We start from the raw sequence: 22,339 nt of genomic DNA on the forward strand, positions 1-22,339 counted from the left end.
AATAGTCACAACCTCTTAGCCCTTTCGGGGACGAAGGCCTGACTTACGCCATGATCTATTTCACCCAGCTTATTTACATCAACGAAGGGCAGGAAGACGCCTTTCATGCGTTCGAAGCGGTGGCTATTCCGCTCATCGCCACCTACAACGGTCGGTTGCTGGCCCGCATTCGCCCTACCGACGACGCCTATATCGAGTCGCAGATTGACAAACCCTACGAAATACACCTGGTCGAGTTTGACAACGAGTCTGACTTTACCGCCTTCATGCAGGACGAAAGCCGTAAACAGTTTCTACACCTGAAAGAACAGTCTGTCAGGACGTCGGTGCTGATCAAAGGGGTAAAACTATAGGGCGGGGAGTTGGGCCAGACAGGAATGGTCGATGTTCGGGTTGGTGAAAACGGTTTTATCAGCCCGGCAGTTGTAGTCAGCAACAACCAACGACCGATACCATGACCAAATCCATTGCGGCCAAAATGGGCATCAGACCCGGCGGACGGGCCCTGTTCATCGACGCCCCCGCCGAAACCATAAGCGGCCTCGAACTGCCGCTCCTGGACGTTTCGACGACACCCGACGGTTTGTTTGATTACATCTTCCTGTTCATCACCAGTCAGCAGCAGATGCATGCTCAGTTTGCCGCTTTAAAAGAACATCTGAACATTGGCGGCATGCTTTGGGTGTCGTGGCCCAAAGGGCGGCAGCTGGGAACAGACCTCACCCTGCCGAAGGTAATCGAGATCGGCTACACCTACGGGCTTGTTGAAAGCAAATCGCTTAGCCTGGACCCGGTCTGGTCGGCGCTGAAATTCACCCACCCCATTCCGGGCAAAACGTACGCGAACAGCTTCGGTAAACTCAACCTATAAATCAACTCGTAAGTACAAATGACGGCTGATCAGTCAGTACGACCCGCTTAACTCAATCATTCAGGTAGATGAAGAAGCCTGGTACGCTGGTTTAGGCTAACTTGCCCGCCAGTCACCACCAGGCGCTGGCTGGCGCCAAACAATGGACCAATTCACTATGCCGAACTTTCGAATGAACCGGGCTACCCTGACAATACTAACCGTCACGGCGCTCTGCAGCTGTCAGACGAAACAAGCCGACATACCCCTCGCAGGCACCTGGGAGCTGGTTTCGGCCACCACGATTGAGAAAGACAGCTCGTTTTCTACCTTCGATCCGACCCACAAAATGATCAAAATTCTCAACGCAACCCATTTTGCGTTCCTGAATCACGCCGTCAATGTCCCTGCCGATTCGTCCCACGCCTTTACTGCCGGTGGCGGTACGTACACCCTCACCGACAGCACCTACACCGAAAACCTGGCGTATTTCTCGGATAAAAAGTGGGAAAACAACGCCTTCAAATTTACCGTCCGCATCGTTGGCGATACGTTGATCCAGAAAGGAGTAGAAAAAATCGAGAAGCTCGGCATCGACCACGTCATCATCGAAAAATACAAACGGGTCGGCAACTAGGCCTTGACAACGGTCTGCCAGCACCCTGCCTGATGCTGGCAGACCGTTATGAACGGAGGTTAACAACAGAGGTTTGCAACGAAAGTTTATCCAGCTGGTTACTGCGGAGCGCGGACCATACCAGTGCCGATATCGAACGGATCGAAGCCGACCGCCAGGTTGGTCGTAACCCCCGATGCTACCAGCCGAGCGGTCAGCGAGTTGGGGGTTAACATGCCGTTGGTTTTCAGCTGCTCAGCCCACAGAGCCGCAACCCCCGCTACGTGTGGCGTAGCCATGCTGGTACCGCTCATGTTGACGAGTCCGCCCCCGGCTTTGGCCGACGTAACGGCTACGCCCGGCCCCGACACAATGGCCCCGGTATTGGAGAAAGGCGCTACCGAAAACGTCGATCCGTTCTGCCCCAGAGCCGCTACCGAGATAAACCCATCCGATACGGCAGGCGGGCTAACGGCGATCTCGAATCGGGGGCGCTGGCTTTCGTTACCAGCGGCTGCCACCAGCAGGGTTGTCTGGAAAAAGCCGCTGCTGGCCCGAACGAGCTGGGCCATTTTCTCGAACAGCTGTACGTTGGCCCGGTAGCCTTCCAGCGCCTGCGAGGTAGCCAGTTCGGCCGGCATACCCTGATCGATGAGCTGGCCAACCAGACCGGGGAAGTCGATCCCCAGCGACATGGATATCACGTTGGCACCGCTCTGAAGGGCCCACTGCATGGCGTTGATGATGCCCGCGCTGCTGCCGCCCTCGTTGCCGATCACCTTGCCGATGATCGCCTTCTGCACACCCGGAGCCACACCGATACGGGTACCGTTTACCGCCCGGCCAAAGATCGTTCCGGCGCAGTGGGTGCCGTGGCCGTCCTGGTCGCCATCGCCTTCGCCGGTGAAGTCCTGCTGCACCAGGGTTACGCCCGCAAACGCCGGGTGGGTAGCATCGATACCCGTATCCAGCACCGCCACAACGATGCCATTGCCCGTAAACGGCGATGTGTCAGCGCCCACAGCCTGTATTCCCCAGGCGACCGACGTGGCCGTTGGCTGCAGCACCTCCTGCACCTCGAACGGTTTGATCAGCTTCATGGGAATGTTGGCCGCTACCGCTACCACGTCAGGGCTGCGGGTAAGGTCGGCCAGGTCGCGCCGGTCGATGTTCTGCACCTCAACGGTGAGTCCGGCAGCGGCCGATTCCAGGGTTTCGAAAGGGGTTCGGATGGTCGGGCGGCCCGAAAAAATGTCGCGGGTAGATACGGAGGGAGCGCGGAGGATGATGTGTTCTTCGTTCATGGGGAAGTCGGGTTAGCTGACCAGATAGTTACGCAGAACATACTCCGGATGAGCCACAAATTGATTGATCGGCCATTAAACTTAGTGTCTATCAGCCCGTAACCTAATCTCAATACCTACCGGAGCACCAGTAATGGGATTGGGCGTTAACAGCGGCTGCTTCGTGCGAAATCCGTCGTAAATCGCTTATCTTGAGCGGGCAATACAATCTACATACACATGAAGAACAAACTACTGCTTTTGATCGGTCTGGTAACGGCCGGTTGTTCAGTACGGGCGCAGCCCGCTAACCCACCCAACAGCATTGCGGCCGCTACCGCCGGTATGGAGCGCAACCCCGGCTTCCTGACCTTTTACTGGGATGCCAAAAAAGGCAAGGTCTGGCTCGAAATCGACAAGTTCGATACCGAGCTGCTTTACTACCCTACCCTGGCCCAGGGCATCGGTTCCAACGACATCGGCCTGGACCGCGGGCGGCTCGGTCAGGAACACGTGGTCAAATTTCAGCGCAGCGGCAATAAGGTGCTGATGATCGAACCCAACTATGCCTACCGCGCCATCAGTAACGACCCGCTCGAACGCCGGGCGGTAGAAGAATCGTTTGCCAAATCGGTTCATGCCGGTTTCGACATCGCGGCCGAAGAGAACGGGAAAGTACTCGTCGATCTGACGTCTTTTCTGATGCAGGATGCCGTAGGAGCGGCCCAGGCCATTGCCCGCACCCGGCAGGGCACCTACCGGCTCGACGCCACGCGCAGTGCTATGTACATGCCCCGCAGCAAAGCCTTTCCGCAGAATACCGAATTTGAGACGATCATTACCCTCACCGGCGATTCGCCCGGCGAGTACCTGCGCGAGGTGGTCCCGACTCCCTCGACCGTTACCATGCACCAGCACCATTCGTTTGTGGAGCTGCCCCCGCTGAGCGGTCCGGATGCGTACAAACCACGCCTGTTCGATCCCCGCATCGGCTACGGCGGCATCGAATTCTTCGACTACGCCACGCCCGTCAGCCAGCCCATAACCAAACGGTACATCTCGCGGCACCGGCTGGTCAAGAAAGACCCATCGGCCGCGGTCAGCGAAGCGGTTAAACCCATCGTGTACTACATGGACCCCGGTGCGCCGGAACCCATCCGGTCGGCACTCATGGAAGGTACAGCCTGGTGGAATCAGGCCTTCGAAGCGGCCGGTTTCCGCAACGCCTTTCAGGTTAAGCTGCTGCCACCCGATGCCGACCCGATGGATATCCGGTATAACCTCATCCAGTGGGTTCACCGCTCCACGCGTGGGTGGAGCTACGGTGCCAGCATCATCGATCCCCGCACTGGCGAGATTCTGAAAGGAAAAGTAACCCTCGGCTCGCTGCGCGTACGCCAGGATTACCTGATTGCGCAGGGCCTGGTTGGTCAGTTCGATACCGACAGCTCGCACGTCAACGAACTGATGCAGATGTCGCTCGATAGGCTCCGGCAGCTGGCCGCCCACGAAGTGGGTCATACGCTTGGCCTGCCCCACAACTACATAGCCAGTACGCAGGGCGGTGGCGAGTTTGGCCGGGCCTCGGTAATGGACTACCCCACCATGGTAGCGAAGCTGAAAGGCGCTAAAATTGACCTTTCCGACGCCTATGCCAAAGGAATCGGCAGTTACGACAAATGGAGCATCCGCTATGGCTATGAGCAGTTTGCGGCCGGCACCAGCGAAAAACAGGCGCTGAACAAACTGGTGCAGGATATGCAGGCAACCGGCCTGTCGTTTCTGACCGATCAGGATGCGCGCCCCGAAGGCTCGGTACACCCCGCCACGCACCTGTGGGACAACGGCGCCAACGCGGTCGATGAACTCCAGCGGGTCATGGGCGTTCGCCAGGCTGCGCTCAGCAACTTTACCGACAAGAAAATTCCGGCGGGTATGCCCATGGCTACCCTCGAAGAGGTGCTGGTGCCGATGTATCTCTTCCATCGGTATCAGGTAGAATCGGTCGCGAAAGTCGTCGGCGGGCAGACCTATACCAACGCCCTGCGGGGCGATGGCCAGGCGGTACTGTCTGTGGTGCCGGCCGCCGAGCAGAACCGGGCCCTCAATGCGCTGATGACAACCCTCGACCCGGCTACCCTGGCCGTTCCGTCGACCATACTGGCCATGATTCCGCCCCGTCCGTTCCGCTACGACCCCAACACGCGGGAAGTATTCAAACGCCGTACGGGACTCGCCTTCGATGCCCTTAGCCCCCCCGAAACGGCCGCTGGCATGACCTTACGGATGCTGCTCAACCCCGAGCGCTGCGCCCGGCTGGTCCGTCAGAAAGCCCTGAGTCCGGCGCTGCCCGGCCTGAACGATGTTCTCGACAAACTCCGCGATGCTATCGTCAAATCGCCGTTCATCAATCAGGATGGGTACAAAGGCGAGATTGCCCGCCAGACCGAGCGGCTTTATCTGGATCAGCTGATCAAGCTGGCCACCAGCAAAGAAGCCGACGGCAGTGTACGCGCTACCGTCCACGAGGCCCTCATGCGGATCAACGCCCTGTATGCGGGGAGTAAAACCACATCGCCCTACCGCTATGACTACCACCGCTGGCTGATTGAGCAGTATCGCGACTCGCCCGACCGGGTGGTCAGCGTAGCGGCCCAGGCCCCACCCGATGGAGCGCCCATCGACCCCGGTCAGGAGTGGTTACCCGACTGCGACTGGCAGCCCTGACCTGGGCGGGTATCCTCATCGATCCGTACCTACCAGCTGGTATGTTTTTTACTTGCAGTTCAGCCAACCGCACGGCCTTTTACCAGCCGTGCGGTTTTATTGGTGCCGTACATAGCCCGTCATAAACAAACGCACCGCTACAGGTCTACTGCCGGGTAGACTCGGGGGCGCAGTTCGCTCCGGCCGGCCGCCGTGGCCAGTTGGTGCTCCAGCACCAGGTGTTCATTCAACCATTTTTCACCAACATAAAAAACCCCGCCAGATGTAATTCCGGCGGGGTTTTTCAGGCAGGGATACGTCCGTTTATTTACTATCCAGCGCTTCCTGGCAGTTGTCTACTGTCATATCGGCCATATTGCGTTTCGCCGTGTTCTCGGTTACTTCCGACAGTTCGAGCCGGGTGCGCATCAGGCTGCTTTTCACATCGCCCTGCACGAAGTACTTTTTACCAGCCTCTACGTCGAGGTCGATACCGGTCTCCCGTTTAAACACTTCAATACCACCCCGCTGGGCTGTCAGCGACAGTTTGCCAGGCTTGGCTTTGTATTCGATGTAGCGATTGTTGCTCAGCTTACAGATTTTCTCGCCGTTGGCAAAAATGCTGTAGTTCAGCCCCAGCGCAAACGCCTGCCCGCCCCGATAGATAATAACCGTGGCGTAATCAGCGCCAGCCGGCGCCAAACGACTATCGCTCCGGAAGGCCGTTGCAGTCAGCAACAGAAGGCCCAGGAATCCACAAACGAACGTTTTCATAGGATTGCTTACAGGCTTAGTGTGCTCAGCACATTGTTCATGCTCCGAACGGCATCGGCCGACTTGTTGAAAGCCGCCTGCTCGTCGTCGTTCAGTTTGTAATCGATGATTTCTTCCCAGCCATTGCGGCCCAGCACTACGGGTACGCCCAGGCAGATGTCCGACTGACCGTATTCGCCTTCCAGCAACACGCAGGATGGGATCACGCGCTTCTGATCACGTACGATGGCTTCGACCATATAGGCGCCGGCCGCACCCGGTGCGTACCAGGCCGACGTGCCGATCAGACCGGTCAGCGTAGCCCCCCCTACCATGGTATCGGCGGCTACTTTCTTTAGCGTCTCTTCGTCCAGGAACTGGCTTACGGGCACCCCTGCTTTGGTAGCCAGACGGGTCAGCGGGATCATGGTCGTATCGCCGTGACCACCGATTACGCTAGCCTGCAGGTCGTTGGGTGAGCAGTTGAGCGCCAGCGACAGGTAGGTTTTGAAACGAGCCGAGTCCAGCGCTCCGCCCAGGCCGATTACCCGATTCTTGGGCAGTCCCGACGATTTCAGCGCCAGATACGTCATCGTATCCATCGGATTCGATATGATAATGAAGATCGCATCGGGCGAATGCTTCAGGATATTCTCGGTAACCCCTTTGACAATACCAGCGTTGATACCAATCAGGTCTTCGCGGGTCATGCCCGGCTTGCGCGGTAACCCCGAGGTAATAACGACCACATCGGAACCAGCCGTCTTGGCGTAATCATTGGTCGATCCGGTGATTTTCACGTCGCAGTCGAGCAAGGTCGATGCCTGAAGCATATCGAGCGATTTACCTTCGCTGATGCCTTCTTTGATATCCAGGAGCACCACTTCCTGAGCGAGTTCCCGGCGGGCAATGTTGTCGGCACAGGTAGCCCCAACGGCTCCTGCTCCTACTACGGTCACTTTCATAGCGTATTCGGAATTAAAGGGTTAACAACAGGGCGCAAAAGTACAGTTGCGGCCCCGCACAAACCAACAAAATAACCCACAAGTTTAGGCTGGGGACCAGCGAGCGGGCCAGGAACTGCCTGCGGTGCCAGACTGCTTGATGAATGACCATTTTGCCAGCGCCCACTCTCGTATGATCAGCACCGTTCATCCGGTCTATCGTCCACAACCGCGGCCTTTCAGTCGAATTATGGACAATTCTGGTAAAAATATTGTTATACGCTCAGACCGAATGGCGTCGTTAGCGTTCAGTCGATCTTTTGACAACTATTTACCAATGGCAAACAAAAGTCTCATAACCCGAATCCTAAGTTCTATCTTTTTCAAGCGGGCAAACCTCGGTGCGGTCCGCTACGCCCGCAATACCCGTAGTTTGTACCAGCTGATCCGCGACGCCCTGAACAAAAGTGGCGGTCTGTCGGGCAAAAACATCGCGGCTTTTCGCGAACAGCTGGGTATTGTTACCCGCCTGCTTAAAGCCTATGCATCGGGCGAATACCGGCAGCTGCCCTGGAAAACCCTGATCCGGGTGATTGCGGTGCTGATCTATTTCGTATCGCCGATCGATATCCTGCCCGACTTTCTGCCGATCGTGGGGCTGACCGATGATATTGCTCTAATGCTCTGGCTGTTCAGCGGCATGAAAGACGATATCGACAAATTCCGGCAGTGGGAAATGACGGCCACTACCCCGCAGGACGAGGCCCCTCGTCGGCCCGAAACGATTAGAATTGGTTAATTACGGCGTTTAGTAAGGCAGAAGCCAGCCAGGCCGATCAGGCTTCGGATGTGGCTTCTGCCTCCTATTACGAACGGGGAAACAAACTAATCGCTCTGTTTCTGCGTAAGTTTCACCAGGTTTTAATCGATAGTCCACTAGAGTTTTCTATTTTTGCATACATTCAAATCCCAGTAATCATGATTTCCGCAAACGTATTGGCATTTATGGGTTTGGGCGGTCAGGAGATGGTTTTCATTTTCCTGGCGTTGCTCCTGTTGTTCGGCGCGAAAAAAATTCCCGAACTGGCACGGGGTCTTGGCAAAGGCATTCGCGAGTTCAAGGACGCTACCAAAGACGTCCGTGAGAATATCGAAGATGGTCTGAAAGAATCAGATCCAACGAAATAAAGTTTTCCGTTCAGAAGCAGACAACTGAGCCGCCCCACTACTGGAGCCGCTCAGTTGTCTGCTTTTAATTTATCAGCCCGGAGCCGGCCTGCGCTCCAGACTGACAAACGTGCCTTCCTGTGACCGTATACCGTAGCTTTACCTCCGTTCAGGCTGATCTTAAAACCGGGGCCGTCACCTGCCGCCAACTGGTTGAGCACTACCTTACCCGCATTGCCGACCATCAGCACCTCAACGTATTTACCGACGTATACGCCGACGAAGCCCGTCAGCAAGCCGATGCCGTTGATCAGAAACTAGCCAGCGGTACCGCCGGTCGACTGGCCGGTATGGTCATTGGCCTTAAAGATGTTCTCTGTTATGCCGGCCACGGCGTTCGGGCCGGCAGCCGGATTCTGGATGGGTTTACGGCCCAGTTCACCGCCACCGCCGTAGAGCGGCTCCTTAGCGAAGATGCCATTATTATCGGTCGCCAGAACTGCGACGAATTCGCCATGGGGTCCTCGAACGAGAACTCCGCTTTCGGTCCGGTACGCAATGCCGCCGATCCTGAGCGGGTGCCGGGCGGAAGTAGTGGCGGGTCGGCGGTAGCCGTACAGGCCGGTTTATGCCTGGCCAGCATTGGCTCCGACACCGGCGGTTCGGTACGCCAGCCCGCTGCGTTCTGCGGGGTAGTCGGTCTTAAGCCAACATACGGCCGTGTCAGCCGCTGGGGCCTGATTGCCTATGCGTCTTCGTTCGATTGTATTGGCCCCATTGCCAACAACCCCGACGATGCCGCGCTGCTGCTGGAGGTGATGGCCGGCGCCGATGAATTTGACAGTACCGTATCGAGCCAACCCGTATCGGCCTATGCCAGCGCGCAACTGCCGGAGCGTCCCCTCCGGATTGCCTATCTCCGCGACGGAATCGAGAGCACTGGCGTTGATGCCAGCATCCGGGAAGCGACCCAACAAACGATCGATGCGCTGCGCGGAGCAGGCCATACGGTCGAGCCGGTCGAGCTGTCGCTGCTCAACTCGCTCCTGCCTACCTATTATATCCTGACTACCGCCGAAGCGTCGTCGAACCTGTCGCGCTTCGACGGCGTACGATATGGGTTCCGCGATACATCAGTAACGGACCTTTTGTCGTTGTACAAAAAAAGTCGAACGGCGGGCTTCGGTGCCGAAGTACGCCGACGGATTCTGCTCGGTACGTTTGCCCTGAGCGCCAGTTATTACGACGCTTATTATACCAAAGCCCAGCAGGTACGGCGACTGATTCGCGACGAGACCGAGCGCGTGTTTGCTGAGTACGATTTCCTGCTGTCGCCCACCACACCCACAACAGCCTTTAAGCTGGGAGAAAAAACGGAAGACTCGCTGCAGATGTATCTGGCTGATATCTTTACGGTTCAGGCCAATGTGGTAGGGTATCCGGCCCTCTCTATTCCGAATGGAACCGACCCGGCGGGTTTACCCATCGGTCTGCAACTGATGGCTCCCCCCTTTCAGGAAGGAGCGCTGGTGGCGCTGGGCAGACATTTGTGTGACAGGGTTTAATACTGCATCATTTTTGTAGCTATCGTTCTGGTAGGCGGTGCCGGCAGGCCCGCGCTAGTAAATATGAATTAACCTAACCTGATTAACGCATGACGCTATTGAACCGTAGCTTGTTGATGGTGGGAGTACTGAGTGTGGCGCTGGGATTGACAAGTATATCGGCCCAGGCCACCACTACGTTTCAGGCCGACTCGCTGAGTCCCAAAAAAGACACGATTGCGGTGGTGCCAACCGTACGCGACAGCCTGCTGATGGAACGACTGGCAAAGCTGCAGAAAACCATTCCGCTGCCATACCATTCGGTCGTACAGAGTTACGTCGACTATTTCGTGTTTCGCAAGCCGAGCTACACCCGCACCATGCTCGAGCGTATGCCGCTCTTCTTCCCGCTTTACGAAAAAATGCTGGCGCAGTATGATCTGCCCGATGAACTCAAATTTCTGTCGATCGTCGAATCGGCCCTGAATCCCCGGGCGGTTTCGCACGCGGGTGCCGGTGGTCTCTGGCAGTTCATGCCCGGTACCGGCCGCGACATGCGCCTGTATCAGGACGATTATGTAGACGAGCGGATGGACCCCGTCAAAGCCACGGAAGCCGCCTGTAAGTACCTCCGCGATCTGTATAACATCTTCGGCGACTGGCATATGGCCCTTGCAGCCTACAACAGCGGCCCCGGTACGGTAAAACGGGCCATGCGCCGGTCGGGGGGCGATTCGTTCTGGACCATCTACAACCACCTGCCCAAAGAGACCCGCGCCTATGTGCCGCAGTTTATCGCCATCACGTACCTGATGCATTACGCCAACGATCACGGCATCTTCGGCGAGAAGTTCGAATACCCCATTCCGAACGACACCATCCAGATCTCGGGTTATTTCAACCTCGAGAGCTTCGCCAGGCATAGCAATATCCCGCTGGCTAACCTCCAGAAGCTGAATCCGGCGGTTACGACAACCATGCTGCCCGAGTACACCCAACGGTATCCGCTGCGGGTGCCGCGCGAGCAGTTCGCTTATTTTTCGAGCCGTCGCCGGGCTATTATGGACTCGGCCAGCCGGCTCCCGGTAGCCATGCCGCACGTCCTGCTGGCTCATGCCGAAGCGATTCAGTACGGTACCGACTCCATGACGAACTGGGCCAGCCTGGGAGGTAATCCCCTGGCCGGCATGCGGCTGGGCGATGAGCTGGACGAGGCTAAGGTGGCTAAAGTAGCCGCCCAGCTGACCGATGCCGAGCCCGTCAATGAGTCAGACGAAGATCTGGAAACGGTCGTTCTGCGAAAACCGAAGAAACAGACCTATACCGTACAGCGGGGCGACAACCTAATCAGTATCGCCAATCGGCACCATGTGGAGGTATATGACCTCAAACGCTGGAACCACCTGCGGTCGTCAACGCTGCAGCGCGGTCAGCGGCTGGTCATCCTGAAAGAAGTGTCCGAAACCCGCGCCGAACGCCTGGCCGACCAGGGTACCGAAAAGGCCCGCCGGAAAGCCGAAGTGACGGCCAAAACCAAACGGTACAAGCCCCGCTACCACCGCGTTCAGAATGGCGATACCCTCTGGAATATCGTTCAGCGGTACGATGGACTGACCATCGACCGGCTCAAGAAGATGAACAACATGCGCAGCAATGCGTTGCGGCCGGGCCAGAAACTAATCGTTGGCTAAGCGCTCTCCATACCGAATCTAACCCGCGGCTTACCTGGTAAAAGCCGCGGGTTTTTCGTATCTTTACTAGTTACAAATACCTCAAAAACAAGCTATTTCAACCGGAATGATTGCTTATCTAGACGGGCTGCTCTCCTATAAAGAACCAACCAGCGCCATCATCGACGTACATGGTGTTGGCTATGCCGTACATATCTCGCTGCAAACCTACGCTACGCTGCCGGGCGGGGGTGATCGGGTCAAACTGTTTATCCACCACCTCTTCCGTGAAGACCTGCAGGCGTTGTACGGGTTTGCCTCGGCCGATGAAAAATCGCTGTTCCTCGACCTGATTGCGGTATCGGGTGTTGGGCCTAATACGGCGCTGGGAATGCTCTCGGCCATGCAGCCGGCCGACCTCCGGCTGGCCATTCTGGGCGAAAACGTTCGGGCCGTTCAGGCCATCAAAGGCATCGGCGCCAAAACCGCGCAGCGCATTATTCTGGAGCTGCGCGACAAGATGAAACGGGCGGGCGTTGTTCCCGACGGTCCCTCGTACCGGCAGCAGCCAGCCGCCAACCCGGTTCGGGAAGAGTCGCTGGCCGCTCTGGTAGCCCTGGGTTTCCCCAAGCCTACGGCGGAGAAAAGCGTGGACGATGCGCTCAAAGCCGACCCCGACCTGACCGTTGAAGAAGTGATCCGGCGCGCGCTTCGTTAACAGACATAAAAAAAGGATCGTTGATAGCGATCCTTTTTTTATGTGGTCTGCCTGGCTGGTTAATTCACCGCTCCGCTCCGCAGGTTAGCCTCCAGATAGCTGGTGTACTGCTGATATAATAGCAGGTAGCTGGCCGAGTTGTACGACACGCCATGCGCGCCCGGCGGATAGATGCGCAGATCGGCATCTTTACCAGCATCTTCGAGGGCGTTCATCAGCTGGAAGGTGTTGCGAACGTGTACGTTCTCGTCCATAGTCGAGTGCGCAATGAACATCTTTCCAGCCAGGTTCTTGGCGTAAGGGGATACCGCGCTGACCTTATATTTCTCTTCGTTTTCCGGCAGCAGCCCCATGTACCGCTCGGTATAGATGCTGTCGTAGAGCCGCCAGTCTGTTACGGGCGCCCCGACCAGCGCCACTTTGAACACGCCGGGGTGTGTCAGCATGGTATAGCTGCTCATGAACCCGCCGTAGCTGTGGCCCCGGATCGCCAGTCGGGTGCCGTCTACATACGGCAGCGTGGCCATATAGCGGGCCGTTTCTACAAAATCCTGGCTTTCGTATTTGCCCAGCTTCTCGTAAACGATTTTCTCGAAGTCACGCCCGTAGCCACCGCTACCCCGGTTGTTGACGCTCACCACGACATAGCCCGTCTGGGCCAGCCACTGATGCCAGCCCGTATTCGACCATTCGTTATACACCGACTGAGCACCCGGTCCGCCGTAAATGTCGAGCACCAGCGGGTATTTCTGATTCGGGTTGAAGTTGATCGGTTTGATGATCGAGATATCCAGCCGCTGCCCGTCTGAGGTGGTAAAGCTGGCCAGCTCTTTGGGCGCGTAGACGTGCGAGGCTACGTACTCCGTCACTTTCGCATTGGTCTCCAGCGCTTTGATCAGTTTGCCGTTCACGTCGCGCAGTTCGACCTGGGTGGGTGTCTGCACGTTGGAGTAGCGATCGATAAAGTACTGCCCGTTGGGTGAGAAGTTGACCGTATGCCGGCCCGCTACCGTTGTCAGCCGCTGTTTGTTTTTCCCGTCAATGTCGATCGCGTACAGCTGCCGTTCGGTGGGAGCGGCTTCGGTGGCGGTATAGAAAACTTTGCGGGTTTTGGGGTCGATGTGGTGTACGTAGGTGACCTCCCATGCCCCTTTCGTGACCTGGTTCAGCAGCTTGCCCGTATAGTCGTAGCGGTACAGGTGCGCAAACCCGCCCCGATCCGATACCCAGTAAAATTCCTTCACACCGCCCGGGAAGTAAAGCAGATGGTTGATACCCGCAAAGAAGTCGAAGATGTCGACCCAGGTTGTAGACGTTTCTTCCATGATCTGGCGCGCATCGCCGGTACGGGCATTGGCCATGAACAGGCGCATATGGTTCTGCTTGCGGTTCAGATGCATCAGGGCCAGCTGGCCGGGCTGCGACGTCCAGTAGATCCGCGGAATGTACCCATCGCCCAGGGCCACATTCATCCAGGCTTTGGCTTTGGTAACCACGTCAACGGTACCGATGCGAACCGTAGGGTTCTTGTCGCCGGCGCGCGGGTAGGGCAGCGAGTCGTAGGTTTCGTCGAAGCCTTTATAATCGGTCATTTTATAGATCGGAACCTGCCGTTCGTCGGACTGCCAGAACGCAATCATCTTGCTGTCGGGCGACCATTCCCAGGCCTGAGCCAGGCCGAATTCTTCTTCGTAGGCCCAGCCGAAGCGGCCATTGTAGAAAGCGGGTTTGGCATCGCTGGTCAGCTGGGTTTCTTTCTGGGTGGCAAAATCAAATACGAACAGGTTACCCCCGCGCTCGTACCCGATCCGGCTACCGTCCGGAGCCAGCTCCGCGGTTTGGGCATCTTTGGCCACCAGCTTCAGGCTCTTGTCGGCCAGCGAGTATACGTAGTAGTCGGAGATACCCGAACGCCGGTATACGGGTCGGAAATTGGTCTGGAACAAAATGTTTCGGGCATCTTTCGACCACTGAAACGACCCGTAGGCGAATGGTTTGTCGGTGCCGGGAAATTTTAGCTGACTCCCATCGAAAACGACCGTTTCGGTCTGGTCTTTAGGCGAAACGACCTTGATCGTGCTGGCACCGCTGGTGTACGAAAAGCGATTACCGCCTTCTATCCAGTTTACCGACCGCGGTCCCGACGAGCCGCTGAGCTGGCTACCCGAGTATAAAGCCTGCTGAAGCGCCGGATACATCTGTTTTGCCGGTGAACCTGCAGAAGTCTGAGCGTTTGCCTGTTGGGTAAGCAGACAAACGCTCAAAAGGCCGATTAGGAAACGGCTGTTTGTCATAGAGAAGTATGCTTAGAGAGTAACAAATCTACCAAAAAATGAATTGTCGTACACAGACTTCGTTTTGGCATCAATTCTGCTACGATCTTTTACCCAAAAAACATCGTTTGCCTTGACCACTTATACCGTAACACAGCCAATCTTACCCGTATGTACGCACCTGTCACTATGGTACAATTAAGTATTAGTACGTGGTAATTTTGTACGTATATTTCCGCTTCCAAAGACGGGATTTCTTTAATTCACCTACCAATAATCACCTTTTATGATGAATAGGTACTCATCTGGTGGCCGACCTATCTGCCTGTCGTGGCTCGTTGGCTTCACCCTTTTGCTCTGCAATACTGTTATGGCCCAGAGCACCCGATATACACTCAGAGGACGCGTAACCGATGCCGCAGGTTCGGGTATTCCCGGCGTTACGGTACTGGTTCGGGGAACATCGCTCGGTACAACCTCCGTGGCCGACGGCACCTACACGCTGGGCATCACCATGGCCCCCGGCTCTTATTCCCTGACATTCTCGTCCATTGGCTACAGTGCGGCCGACCGGCCCGTTACGCTCGGCAACCAGGAAACCGTTACAACCGACGTAACCCTGGCCGAAGAAAACCAAACCCTGGACGAAGTGGTGGTAGCAGCGGCAACGCTGTCGGGTCCCCGGCGTCAGTTTGGTAATGCCATCACCACCCTGAAAGGCCAGGAACTGACCCAGGCCGGTACGGGCGGCTTCATCAATGCCCTCCAGGGTAAAGTGCCGGGTGCTCAGATTACCCAGAACTCCGGCGATCCGGCGGGGGGTATCAGCATCCGCCTGCGGGGGGTCAAGTCGCTGTCGGGCTCCTCGGACCCGCTCTACGTCATTGACGGGGTTATTGTCAGCAACGCCAGCGACAACGTATCGCAGCTGGCAACGGGCAGCCAGATCGGCAACGCCAATGCGGCTCAGAACCGCCTGGCCGACCTCAACCCCAACGACATTGCCACCATCAACGTAGTCAACGGTGCGGCTGCGGCTGCCCAGTACGGCTCACGCGCGGCCAACGGCGTGGTGCTGATCACCACCAAACGCGGCCAGACGGGCGCGCCCCGCGTCTCCTTCACGACCAGCTTCAACGTGAACGAACTGCGCAAGAGCGTTCCGCTCGGCACACTGAACAAACAGTTTGGTTTTGCGGGCCTGCGGCTCCACCCCATCGGCGGTATCTCGGCGGCTCAGATTGCGGCCAACCCCGGCGTAACGACCATCAACGTAGTCCGCGACGGCGCCACTACAGCACTGGCTACCAACCTCGTCGATGTGACCCGCTATAATTACTTCGATCAGATTTTCCGGACGGGCTACGGCACCGACAACTCGCTGTCGGTGTCGGGCGGCACCAACAACACGAACTATTTCGTTTCGTTCGGTTACCTGAAAAACGAAGGGATCATCAAAGGAACCGACTTCACCCGGTACAACTTCCGCGCCCGGCTCGATCAGCGCCTGGCCAGCTGGGCCAAGCTGTCGGCCGGTCTGAGCTACTCCAACAGCTTCTCGAACGAAAAAGCCAACGGCAACGTCTTCTACAGCCCCATCAACTCGGTTAGCATCACGAACAACATCTGGGACATTAACCAGCGCGACGCAGCGGGCAACCTTCAGGCCGTTGAGCCCACCCGGGTCAACCCCCTGTCGACGATCGAAGACATGCGTTTTACCCAGTCGGTCAACCGTACCATCAGCGATTTGCAACTGAACCTGACTCCGCTGAAGGGGCTGAGCGTTGACTGGGTACTGGGCGTAGACACCTACGGCCAGTTTGGCAAGAACTACATCCGGCCTTACCCCTATCAGTCGGTAGCGGGTCTGCCCCTGGAGCGGTATCCGTTCGGGTATGCCGCTACGGCCGTCAACCAGGCCCTGCTCCTCAACTCCGACGTAACGGTAGGCTACGAGCGCAACCTGACCAATGACCTGAAAATGAACCTGATTGCCGGCTACAACTACCAGTTTAGCCAGACCGATTTCAGCCGGAACGAAGGGCAGAACCTGGCGCCGTTTATCGAAACGGTGAGCGGAGCCTCCAGCACCACGTTTGGGTTGGGTTACGGCCTCGATCGCTTCAACCTGAGCGGTTATTTTGGCCAGGCTACCTTCGCCTACCGCAACCTCGCCTTCCTGACGGGCGCGCTCCGGCGCGATGCGTCGTCCAAGTTCTCGCCTTCCGAAACCAACCAGCTTTATCCCAAGCTGAGCGGCTCGCTGGTGCTGTCGGATCTGGATTTCTGGAAAGAGTCGGGGCTGAATACTGTCTGGAACGACCTGAAGCTGCGGGCCAGCTACGGCGAGTCGGGTAACCTGTCGGGTATTGGCTCGTACAGCCGGTTCTGGCAGTTCCAGCCGATTCCGTTCCTGGGCCGCAACACCATTATCCCCTCGTCTACGCTGGCCAACCCCGCCGTACGTCCCGAGCGGATGGCGGAGTTTGAGTTTGGCGCCGACCTGTCGTTCCTGAACAATCGCATCAACCTGAGCGCTACGGGCTATAACCAGCAGATCAAAGACCTGGTGGTGAACCGCACGCTGGCCCCGTCGACGGGTGGTACGGGCATTGTCAACAACGTAGGCACGATGGAGAACCGGGGTATCGAACTGATGCTCGACGTAACGCCGGTAAAAACCAAAAACCTCTCGTGGGAGGCTACGTTTATCTTCAACCGCAACCGCAACAAGATCCTGAGCCTGGGCAGCCCGCGCATTGAAATTGCCACGGTATCGGGCGCGCCGGTCTTCCTGCTCGAAGGCGAGGCCGCCAGTGTTTTCTATGAGTTTCCCTACGCCCGCAACCCCGACGGGTCGCTGCTGCTGACGGCCCAGGGCTTCCCGCAGCGGGAGCGCGGCACCCAGGTGGGCAACTCCTACGAAATACGGCCCGAGAACCGGGTCAATGGCCAGCCCGCCGGCGCTTTTGTCCGGACAATCATCGGCGACCCCAACCCGAAATGGACGGGCTCGTTTGCGTCGAACCTGACCTATAAGAACCTGTCGTTCCGCTTCCTGCTCGATGCCGTACAGGGCAACCAGGTGTTCAACGCCGACAAGCGCACCCGCGAGAACGTAGGTATCGGTACGCTGACCGAACAGGAGATGAACGGCACGCTGCAACGGGGTTATATCTTCGCCATTGGACCAATTGGTGAGTTCCGGGTCGATGACGGGTCGTTCGTAAAACTCCGCGAGGTGGCGCTGAATTACCGGCTGCCCAACTTCGTGAAGGGCATGAGCAACTTCAATATTGCCCTGATCGGCCGCAACCTGATCTCGTGGGACAACTATAACGGCTTCGATCCCGAAACCAACTCGGGCGGTAACTCCGACCTGGTACGGGGTGTCGACTTCGGCAACGTCCCGATCCCGCGTACGTATCAGCTTCAACTCTCGGCCACATTCTAGGAACCCGTTTCCCGTGTTCTGCTGCGGCTAACCCGAACACGGTGAACTCAAACAAGACATCGACCAATGAAAAAATATAGTCTATTTATCTCCCTGCTGGCGTTGCTGCTGACCCAGAACGCCTGCAACCAGGAGTATCTGAACCCCAGCGCAGCCAGCGAACAGCAGGTCGTCAACTCGCCCGACGGGCTGGTTACGCTGGTCAACGGCCTCCAGTACCGGTACACCTTCGGCCGAACGGGCGTTATCTACAACGGCGTGGCAGCCAGTGGGCTGGCCACTCGTGAGCTACGGGTGCTGAACGCCGGTAATACCGACGAGCTATTCCTGGAGCAGGGCTTCGCCAGCGTTCAGGGGTCGAACGCCGTGATCCGGAACCTCTGGACCAGCGCGCAACTAACCCGCTCTACTGCGGATATCGTTCTGTCCAATGCCAACCGGGTTATTACCGATGCCGGTCTGCGGTCGGGCGTCGTAGCGTATGCGTCGATTTTCAAGGCTCTTTCGCTCGGTACGATGGCTCAGTTCTTCCAACAGGCGCCAGTGGCCACGGGTACCAACGCGGCCTTTGTCAGCCGCGAGCAGCTGCTCCGCGATGCGATTTCCACGCTGGAGTCGGCGGCTACGCTCATCGGCACCACGCCCCCATCGGCGGCATTCCTGAGTCGCATCCCAACCGGTATCGACATTACCAACACCATCCAGGCCCTGATTGCCCGGTATGCGCTGTTTGTGGGTGATTACGATAAGGCCATCGCGGCAGCGGGCCGGGTCAATCTGGCTACCCGCTCTTCGTTCTCGTTTGACGATAACTCCCGCAATCCGGTGTTCGAAACGGCGTTCAGCAACACCAACGTATTTGCGCCCACCAATACCAATTTCGGTCTGCCGGCAACGCTGGCTCCCGACGCTGCCGACCGGCGCATAGCTTTCTACACCCGCTCGGGCGCCACCGCCACGCAGAACCTCGGTACGGGTTTTTATACGGCCAATACCGCCCCGGTGCCCGTTTACCTGCCGGGCGAAATGCTGTTGATCCGGGCCGAAGCGTATGCGCGTAAGAACGATGTAGCCAACGCCGTAACGGAACTGAACAAGGTGCTGACCAAAACAGCCGCTCAGGACGCCTGGGGTGTTGGAGCAGGTTTACCAGCCTACAGCGGTGCACAGACAGGCCCCGCCGTACTGACCGAAATCTACCGGAACCGGCAGATCGAACTGGCGTTCCAGGGCTTCCGGCTCGAGGATAGCCGCCGGTTCAGCCGCCCCGGCCCCGAGACGACCCCGCAGGCCAACGCCGAACGGACACGCAATTTTCTGCCCTATCCGTTTACGGAGCGCGATAACAACAGCGCCACCCCGGCCGATCCGACCAACTAGGCCGGACAGGCTCTATCTGGGATACAAAAAAACCGACGCATCCGTGCGTCGGTTTTTTTGTGCCCACTGGTGGTGTATCAACGCCTTTTCTCGTGTGGCTTTTCAGCGACCCCTGCATCGTCAGCTCCAGCAGACGATGCCCGGCATTGGTTACCGCTGAATCAGCAGCCGTAACGTAGCGGGCAGTTGCCCGGCCGGCGTAAGCCTGATCAGGTACAGACCGTTGGGCAGGTGGCTGGTATCGACCCGGTACGGCTCTGCTGGAACAACCTCCAGCTGCTGCTGCTGTAGTGAGCGACCGAGCAGATCAGTCAGCTGCATATCTACAGACTGGTTACCAGCGGCCGAGAGGTTAATGAGCACGTGATCACGAGCGGGGTTAGGCCACAGGCTGAACGCCACGTCTGTTTTTTCAGCACCGACTCTGCCCGCGGCTGGACAGCTTCTCTCTTCGATGCGCCACTGCTGATGCTGCCCCGCACCCAGCGGCTGCTGGCTGATCAGCGCCCCCTCGGGCACGCTCGCGTCCCGCACCGTCAGGGCCTTGGTCGAGTTGCGGTTGCGGATACTATAAAACCCCTCCCCGTTACGCTCCACCAGCCACTGCTGATGGTACCCGCCCCAGTACGTCCACTGCTCCACCAAGGCATCATCGGCCACCGACGAGTTGGCCACCTGCAGCCCTTTCTGGGTGTGCAGCACCGTGATGTTGTAGTAATTACCCTCGGGGGTGAAGCGCCAGCCCTGCGCCAGCAGATTGGCATCGGTGCGCTGGCGCAGGGGGGTCCCATCGGCCTGACCGTTGGCATCGATGCCGATGACCTTGCCACTGAGCCGCGAGACCAGCCGGTAGCATTTGGCGGGGTCAATGGCCGAAACGGAATTGCGCAGTGAAACCAGCAACAGCTGACTGGTAGCGACACCTCCTCGGTTATCCCTTACCACCAGCCTAACGCTGTAGCTAAGTTGGGGTACCCCCTGCGCACCCGGTCGAATGGTAAAGGTTTTGACCGGGTTGGCCTCGGTAGAAAAAGGGCTGCCATCGCCGAAGTCCCACTCGTAGGTAATGGGGTCACCGTCGGGGTCGGAGGAGGCACTGCCGGTAAAGGTCACGCTCAGGGGTGAGGTGCCCGTTAGCGAGGTCGCGGTGGCTACGGCCACGGGTGGTCGGTTGCCCGATGCTGGGGTCGCGTTAACGGCTACGCCACCTGTCCAGCCCCTGCCTTTGCGCGTGTATACCCGGAAGTAGTACGTTTGTCCCACCGCCAGATCGGTTACCGTTACCGACGTGCCAGTCCCCTGATAGAGCACTTTGCCGCCGTAAAAATCGGAGCCATTGCCCGTAAAGCTGGTGTTAGCCGTATAGGCCGGTTCGAGGGGAATCTCGCCGATACCCGCCCCCGCTTTACCGACTACCAGCACATCGTCGAAGGATATGGCAGGGTTGGTCCAGTTCAGCCGCACCGTGCTGACGTTCGTAAAGGGAGTGGCCGTCAGGTTGGTTACCGACAGCCTGGGTGAATTACAATCGGGATTGATCCTGACAGAATCCTGACCCGTAAGCCCGTTAAAGTCGGTCACTTTCACCGTTATCAGGTAGTAGGCATCCTCCCCTTCGCAACCCACCGGCGAGATGTTGATAACCGGATTGGCACCGGACGCGGTTGTTACCAGCTGCTCGCGGTTATTCTTTCGCAGCTTCACCTCCCAGATCTGGGACCTCAGGCTATTTCCGGTGACCGAAGCCGCCAACGAATAGCTGGTGACATTGTCGAGGGCGTAGCTGGTTCCATTGACGGGGTTGGTGATGCGCACCGTTGGGGCATTGTTGGCGAGGGACACATACAGAGTCTGAACCGCGCTGCGCTGCCCTTTATTGTCGATGACGGTAAGCCGAACGGTATAGTTGAGAACCAGACCGATGCCCTGGCTGGCGGGTTTAGCCGTAAATACCTTCACCGGATTGGCCTCGGCAGAAAAGGAGCTGCCATCGCCAAAGTCCCACTCGTAGGTAATGGGGTCACCGTCGGGGTCGGCGGAAGCACTACCGGTAAAGGTCACGCTCAGGGGTGAGGTGCCCGTTAGCGAGGTCGCGGTGGCTACGGCTATGGGTGCCCGGTTGGTGGTGGGCAGGGGGGTGGTGGTGCAGCTTCTCTCTTCGATGCGCCACTGCTGATGCTGACCTGTGCCCAGCGGCTGCTGGCTGATCAGCGCCCCCTCGGCCACACTCGCGTCCCGCACCGTCAGGGCCTTGGTCGAGTTGCGGTTGCGGATACTATAAAACCCCTCCCCGTTACGCTCCACCAGCCACTGCTGATGGTACCCGCCCCAGTACGTCCACTGCTCCACCAAGGCATCATCGGCCACCGACGAGTTGGCCACCTGCAGCCCTTTCTGGGTGTGCAGCACCGTGATGTTGTAGTAATTACCCTCGGGGGTGAAGCGCCAGCCCTGCGCCAGCAGATTGGCATCGGTGCGCTGGCGCAGGGGGGTCCCGTCGGCCTGACCGTTGGCGTCGATGCCGATGACCTTGCCACTGAGCCGCGAGACCAGCCGGTAGCATTTGGCAGGATCGATAGCCGAAACGGAGCTGGTTCCCGACAGGCTGACAAAGGGCGGATTGGTCGATACCCGCGCGGGTTCATCGCGCTTACTACTTTTTGCGGTTTCGCTGATCTTGTTACTATACGTCGTTGAGGGTAAGCCCAATACACCCATATGGCTCGCTAGCCAACACAGGAGGCCAAGGCAAAAACGGTATCTGCCAGAACAGGTAAAGAAAATGGTCATAAACTTGACGTTTTGAGTTTTGGTTAGAGGATGGACCGAACGGTTTATTGCAGGCAGTAAGGCTAAAGGTCAGGATACTAAATAGGCTTTCTAGACTGATAACCCACTTGTTGTGTAGACCAAAAAAAGCCCGGCCCGTCATCTTTCGTCATGCATCGTCAACCGGGTAACTTTCCCGAGCTGTATCA

At 57.7% G+C, this 22,339-nt stretch carries 16 protein-coding genes; 11 read left to right on the top strand and 5 right to left on the bottom strand.

Going from position 1 to position 22,339, the window contains the following annotated elements:
* Positions 1 to 50 precede the first annotated feature (50 nt).
* The 3 genes from B1C80_RS12595 to B1C80_RS12605 all read left to right on the top strand — a co-directional run bounded on the left by B1C80_RS12595 (position 51) and on the right by B1C80_RS12605 (position 1,487).
* On the top strand, positions 51 to 353 hold the full coding sequence (locus B1C80_RS12595) for a DUF1330 domain-containing protein (RefSeq protein ID WP_077921445.1): 303 nt from the start codon (positions 51 to 53) through the stop codon (positions 351 to 353).
* Positions 354 to 454: 101 nt separating this feature from the next.
* A complete protein-coding gene (locus B1C80_RS12600; protein ID WP_077921446.1) occupies positions 455 to 871 on the top strand; it encodes a hypothetical protein in 417 nt (138 codons plus the stop codon).
* Positions 872 to 1,028: 157 nt separating this feature from the next.
* Positions 1,029 to 1,487, top strand: coding sequence for a hypothetical protein (locus tag B1C80_RS12605; RefSeq protein WP_236648746.1), 459 nt, complete (start codon positions 1,029 to 1,031; stop codon positions 1,485 to 1,487).
* Positions 1,488 to 1,585: 98 nt separating this feature from the next.
* Here B1C80_RS12605 and B1C80_RS12610 read toward each other — a convergent pair whose 3' ends face one another.
* Positions 1,586 to 2,770 (bottom strand): S8 family serine peptidase, encoded by a 1,185-nt coding sequence (locus B1C80_RS12610; protein WP_077921448.1) that lies wholly within the window; start codon positions 2,768 to 2,770, stop codon positions 1,586 to 1,588.
* A 219-nt stretch (positions 2,771 to 2,989) separates the two neighbouring features.
* On the opposite strand from B1C80_RS12610, the gene B1C80_RS12615 reads away from it, so the two are divergent.
* A complete protein-coding gene (locus tag B1C80_RS12615) occupies positions 2,990 to 5,476 on the top strand; it encodes a zinc-dependent metalloprotease (protein ID WP_077921449.1) in 2,487 nt (828 codons plus the stop codon).
* A 303-nt stretch (positions 5,477 to 5,779) separates the two neighbouring features.
* On the opposite strand, the gene B1C80_RS12620 is transcribed toward B1C80_RS12615, so the two are convergent.
* Both B1C80_RS12620 and mdh read right to left on the bottom strand, forming a co-directional pair.
* The gene (locus tag B1C80_RS12620; RefSeq protein ID WP_077921450.1) at positions 5,780 to 6,229 is read right to left on the bottom strand and encodes a DUF2846 domain-containing protein; all 450 of its coding nucleotides are present in this window, start codon (positions 6,227 to 6,229) and stop codon (positions 5,780 to 5,782) included.
* A gap of 8 nt (positions 6,230 to 6,237) precedes the next feature.
* The gene (gene mdh, locus B1C80_RS12625) at positions 6,238 to 7,173 is read right to left on the bottom strand and encodes a malate dehydrogenase (protein ID WP_077921451.1); all 936 of its coding nucleotides are present in this window, start codon (positions 7,171 to 7,173) and stop codon (positions 6,238 to 6,240) included.
* A gap of 316 nt (positions 7,174 to 7,489) precedes the next feature.
* On the opposite strand from mdh, the gene B1C80_RS12630 reads away from it, so the two are divergent.
* The 5 genes from B1C80_RS12630 (at position 7,490) to ruvA (ending at position 12,251) form a co-directional block, all read left to right on the top strand.
* The gene (locus tag B1C80_RS12630) at positions 7,490 to 7,951 is read left to right on the top strand and encodes a YkvA family protein (RefSeq protein ID WP_077921452.1); all 462 of its coding nucleotides are present in this window, start codon (positions 7,490 to 7,492) and stop codon (positions 7,949 to 7,951) included.
* 179 nt (positions 7,952 to 8,130) lie between these two features.
* Positions 8,131 to 8,340 carry a twin-arginine translocase TatA/TatE family subunit gene (locus B1C80_RS12635; protein ID WP_077921744.1) on the top strand — a complete coding sequence of 70 codons (210 nt, stop codon included), beginning with the start codon at positions 8,131 to 8,133 and terminating at the stop codon, positions 8,338 to 8,340.
* 119 nt (positions 8,341 to 8,459) lie between these two features.
* Positions 8,460 to 9,884, top strand: a complete 1,425-nt coding sequence (gene gatA / locus B1C80_RS12640; RefSeq protein WP_077921453.1) for an Asp-tRNA(Asn)/Glu-tRNA(Gln) amidotransferase subunit GatA — start codon at positions 8,460 to 8,462, stop codon at positions 9,882 to 9,884.
* Between the two features lie 89 nt (positions 9,885 to 9,973).
* Positions 9,974 to 11,554 carry a lytic transglycosylase domain-containing protein gene (locus B1C80_RS12645; protein ID WP_077921454.1) on the top strand — a complete coding sequence of 527 codons (1,581 nt, stop codon included), beginning with the start codon at positions 9,974 to 9,976 and terminating at the stop codon, positions 11,552 to 11,554.
* A 106-nt stretch (positions 11,555 to 11,660) separates the two neighbouring features.
* Positions 11,661 to 12,251, top strand: a complete 591-nt coding sequence (ruvA, locus tag B1C80_RS12650) for a Holliday junction branch migration protein RuvA (protein WP_077921455.1) — start codon at positions 11,661 to 11,663, stop codon at positions 12,249 to 12,251.
* Between the two features lie 59 nt (positions 12,252 to 12,310).
* On the opposite strand, the gene B1C80_RS12655 is transcribed toward ruvA, so the two are convergent.
* The gene (locus B1C80_RS12655; protein ID WP_077921456.1) at positions 12,311 to 14,545 is read right to left on the bottom strand and encodes a S9 family peptidase; all 2,235 of its coding nucleotides are present in this window, start codon (positions 14,543 to 14,545) and stop codon (positions 12,311 to 12,313) included.
* 349 nt (positions 14,546 to 14,894) lie between these two features.
* Between B1C80_RS12655 and B1C80_RS12660 the strand changes: the two genes are divergently transcribed.
* A complete protein-coding gene (locus B1C80_RS12660; protein ID WP_236648748.1) occupies positions 14,895 to 17,981 on the top strand; it encodes a SusC/RagA family TonB-linked outer membrane protein in 3,087 nt (1,028 codons plus the stop codon).
* Between the two features lie 66 nt (positions 17,982 to 18,047).
* A complete protein-coding gene (locus tag B1C80_RS12665) occupies positions 18,048 to 19,361 on the top strand; it encodes a RagB/SusD family nutrient uptake outer membrane protein (RefSeq protein WP_077921460.1) in 1,314 nt (437 codons plus the stop codon).
* A gap of 150 nt (positions 19,362 to 19,511) precedes the next feature.
* On the opposite strand, the gene B1C80_RS12670 is transcribed toward B1C80_RS12665, so the two are convergent.
* Positions 19,512 to 22,079 carry an RICIN domain-containing protein gene (locus tag B1C80_RS12670; RefSeq protein WP_161492754.1) on the bottom strand — a complete coding sequence of 856 codons (2,568 nt, stop codon included), beginning with the start codon at positions 22,077 to 22,079 and terminating at the stop codon, positions 19,512 to 19,514.
* Between the last annotated feature and the right edge of the window lie 260 nt (positions 22,080 to 22,339).

Origin of the sequence: Spirosoma sp. 209, from assembly GCF_002006735.1 — a bacterium.
Taxonomy (GTDB): domain Bacteria; phylum Bacteroidota; class Bacteroidia; order Cytophagales; family Spirosomataceae; genus Spirosoma; species Spirosoma sordidisoli.

Coding starts and splice junctions, on each gene's coding strand:
- B1C80_RS12595 (WP_077921445.1), top strand. CDS start 51: ATGATCTATTTCACCCAGCTTATTTACATCAACGAAGGGCAGGAAGAC.
- B1C80_RS12600 (WP_077921446.1), top strand. CDS start 455: ATGACCAAATCCATTGCGGCCAAAATGGGCATCAGACCCGGCGGACGG.
- B1C80_RS12605 (WP_236648746.1), top strand. CDS start 1,029: ATGCCGAACTTTCGAATGAACCGGGCTACCCTGACAATACTAACCGTC.
- B1C80_RS12610 (WP_077921448.1), bottom strand. CDS start 2,770: ATGAACGAAGAACACATCATCCTCCGCGCTCCCTCCGTATCTACCCGC.
- B1C80_RS12615 (WP_077921449.1), top strand. CDS start 2,990: ATGAAGAACAAACTACTGCTTTTGATCGGTCTGGTAACGGCCGGTTGT.
- B1C80_RS12620 (WP_077921450.1), bottom strand. CDS start 6,229: ATGAAAACGTTCGTTTGTGGATTCCTGGGCCTTCTGTTGCTGACTGCA.
- mdh (WP_077921451.1), bottom strand. CDS start 7,173: ATGAAAGTGACCGTAGTAGGAGCAGGAGCCGTTGGGGCTACCTGTGCC.
- B1C80_RS12630 (WP_077921452.1), top strand. CDS start 7,490: ATGGCAAACAAAAGTCTCATAACCCGAATCCTAAGTTCTATCTTTTTC.
- B1C80_RS12635 (WP_077921744.1), top strand. CDS start 8,131: ATGATTTCCGCAAACGTATTGGCATTTATGGGTTTGGGCGGTCAGGAG.
- B1C80_RS12645 (WP_077921454.1), top strand. CDS start 9,974: ATGACGCTATTGAACCGTAGCTTGTTGATGGTGGGAGTACTGAGTGTG.
- ruvA (WP_077921455.1), top strand. CDS start 11,661: ATGATTGCTTATCTAGACGGGCTGCTCTCCTATAAAGAACCAACCAGC.
- B1C80_RS12655 (WP_077921456.1), bottom strand. CDS start 14,545: ATGACAAACAGCCGTTTCCTAATCGGCCTTTTGAGCGTTTGTCTGCTT.
- B1C80_RS12660 (WP_236648748.1), top strand. CDS start 14,895: ATGGCCCAGAGCACCCGATATACACTCAGAGGACGCGTAACCGATGCC.
- B1C80_RS12665 (WP_077921460.1), top strand. CDS start 18,048: ATGAAAAAATATAGTCTATTTATCTCCCTGCTGGCGTTGCTGCTGACC.
- B1C80_RS12670 (WP_161492754.1), bottom strand. CDS start 22,079: ATGGGTGTATTGGGCTTACCCTCAACGACGTATAGTAACAAGATCAGC.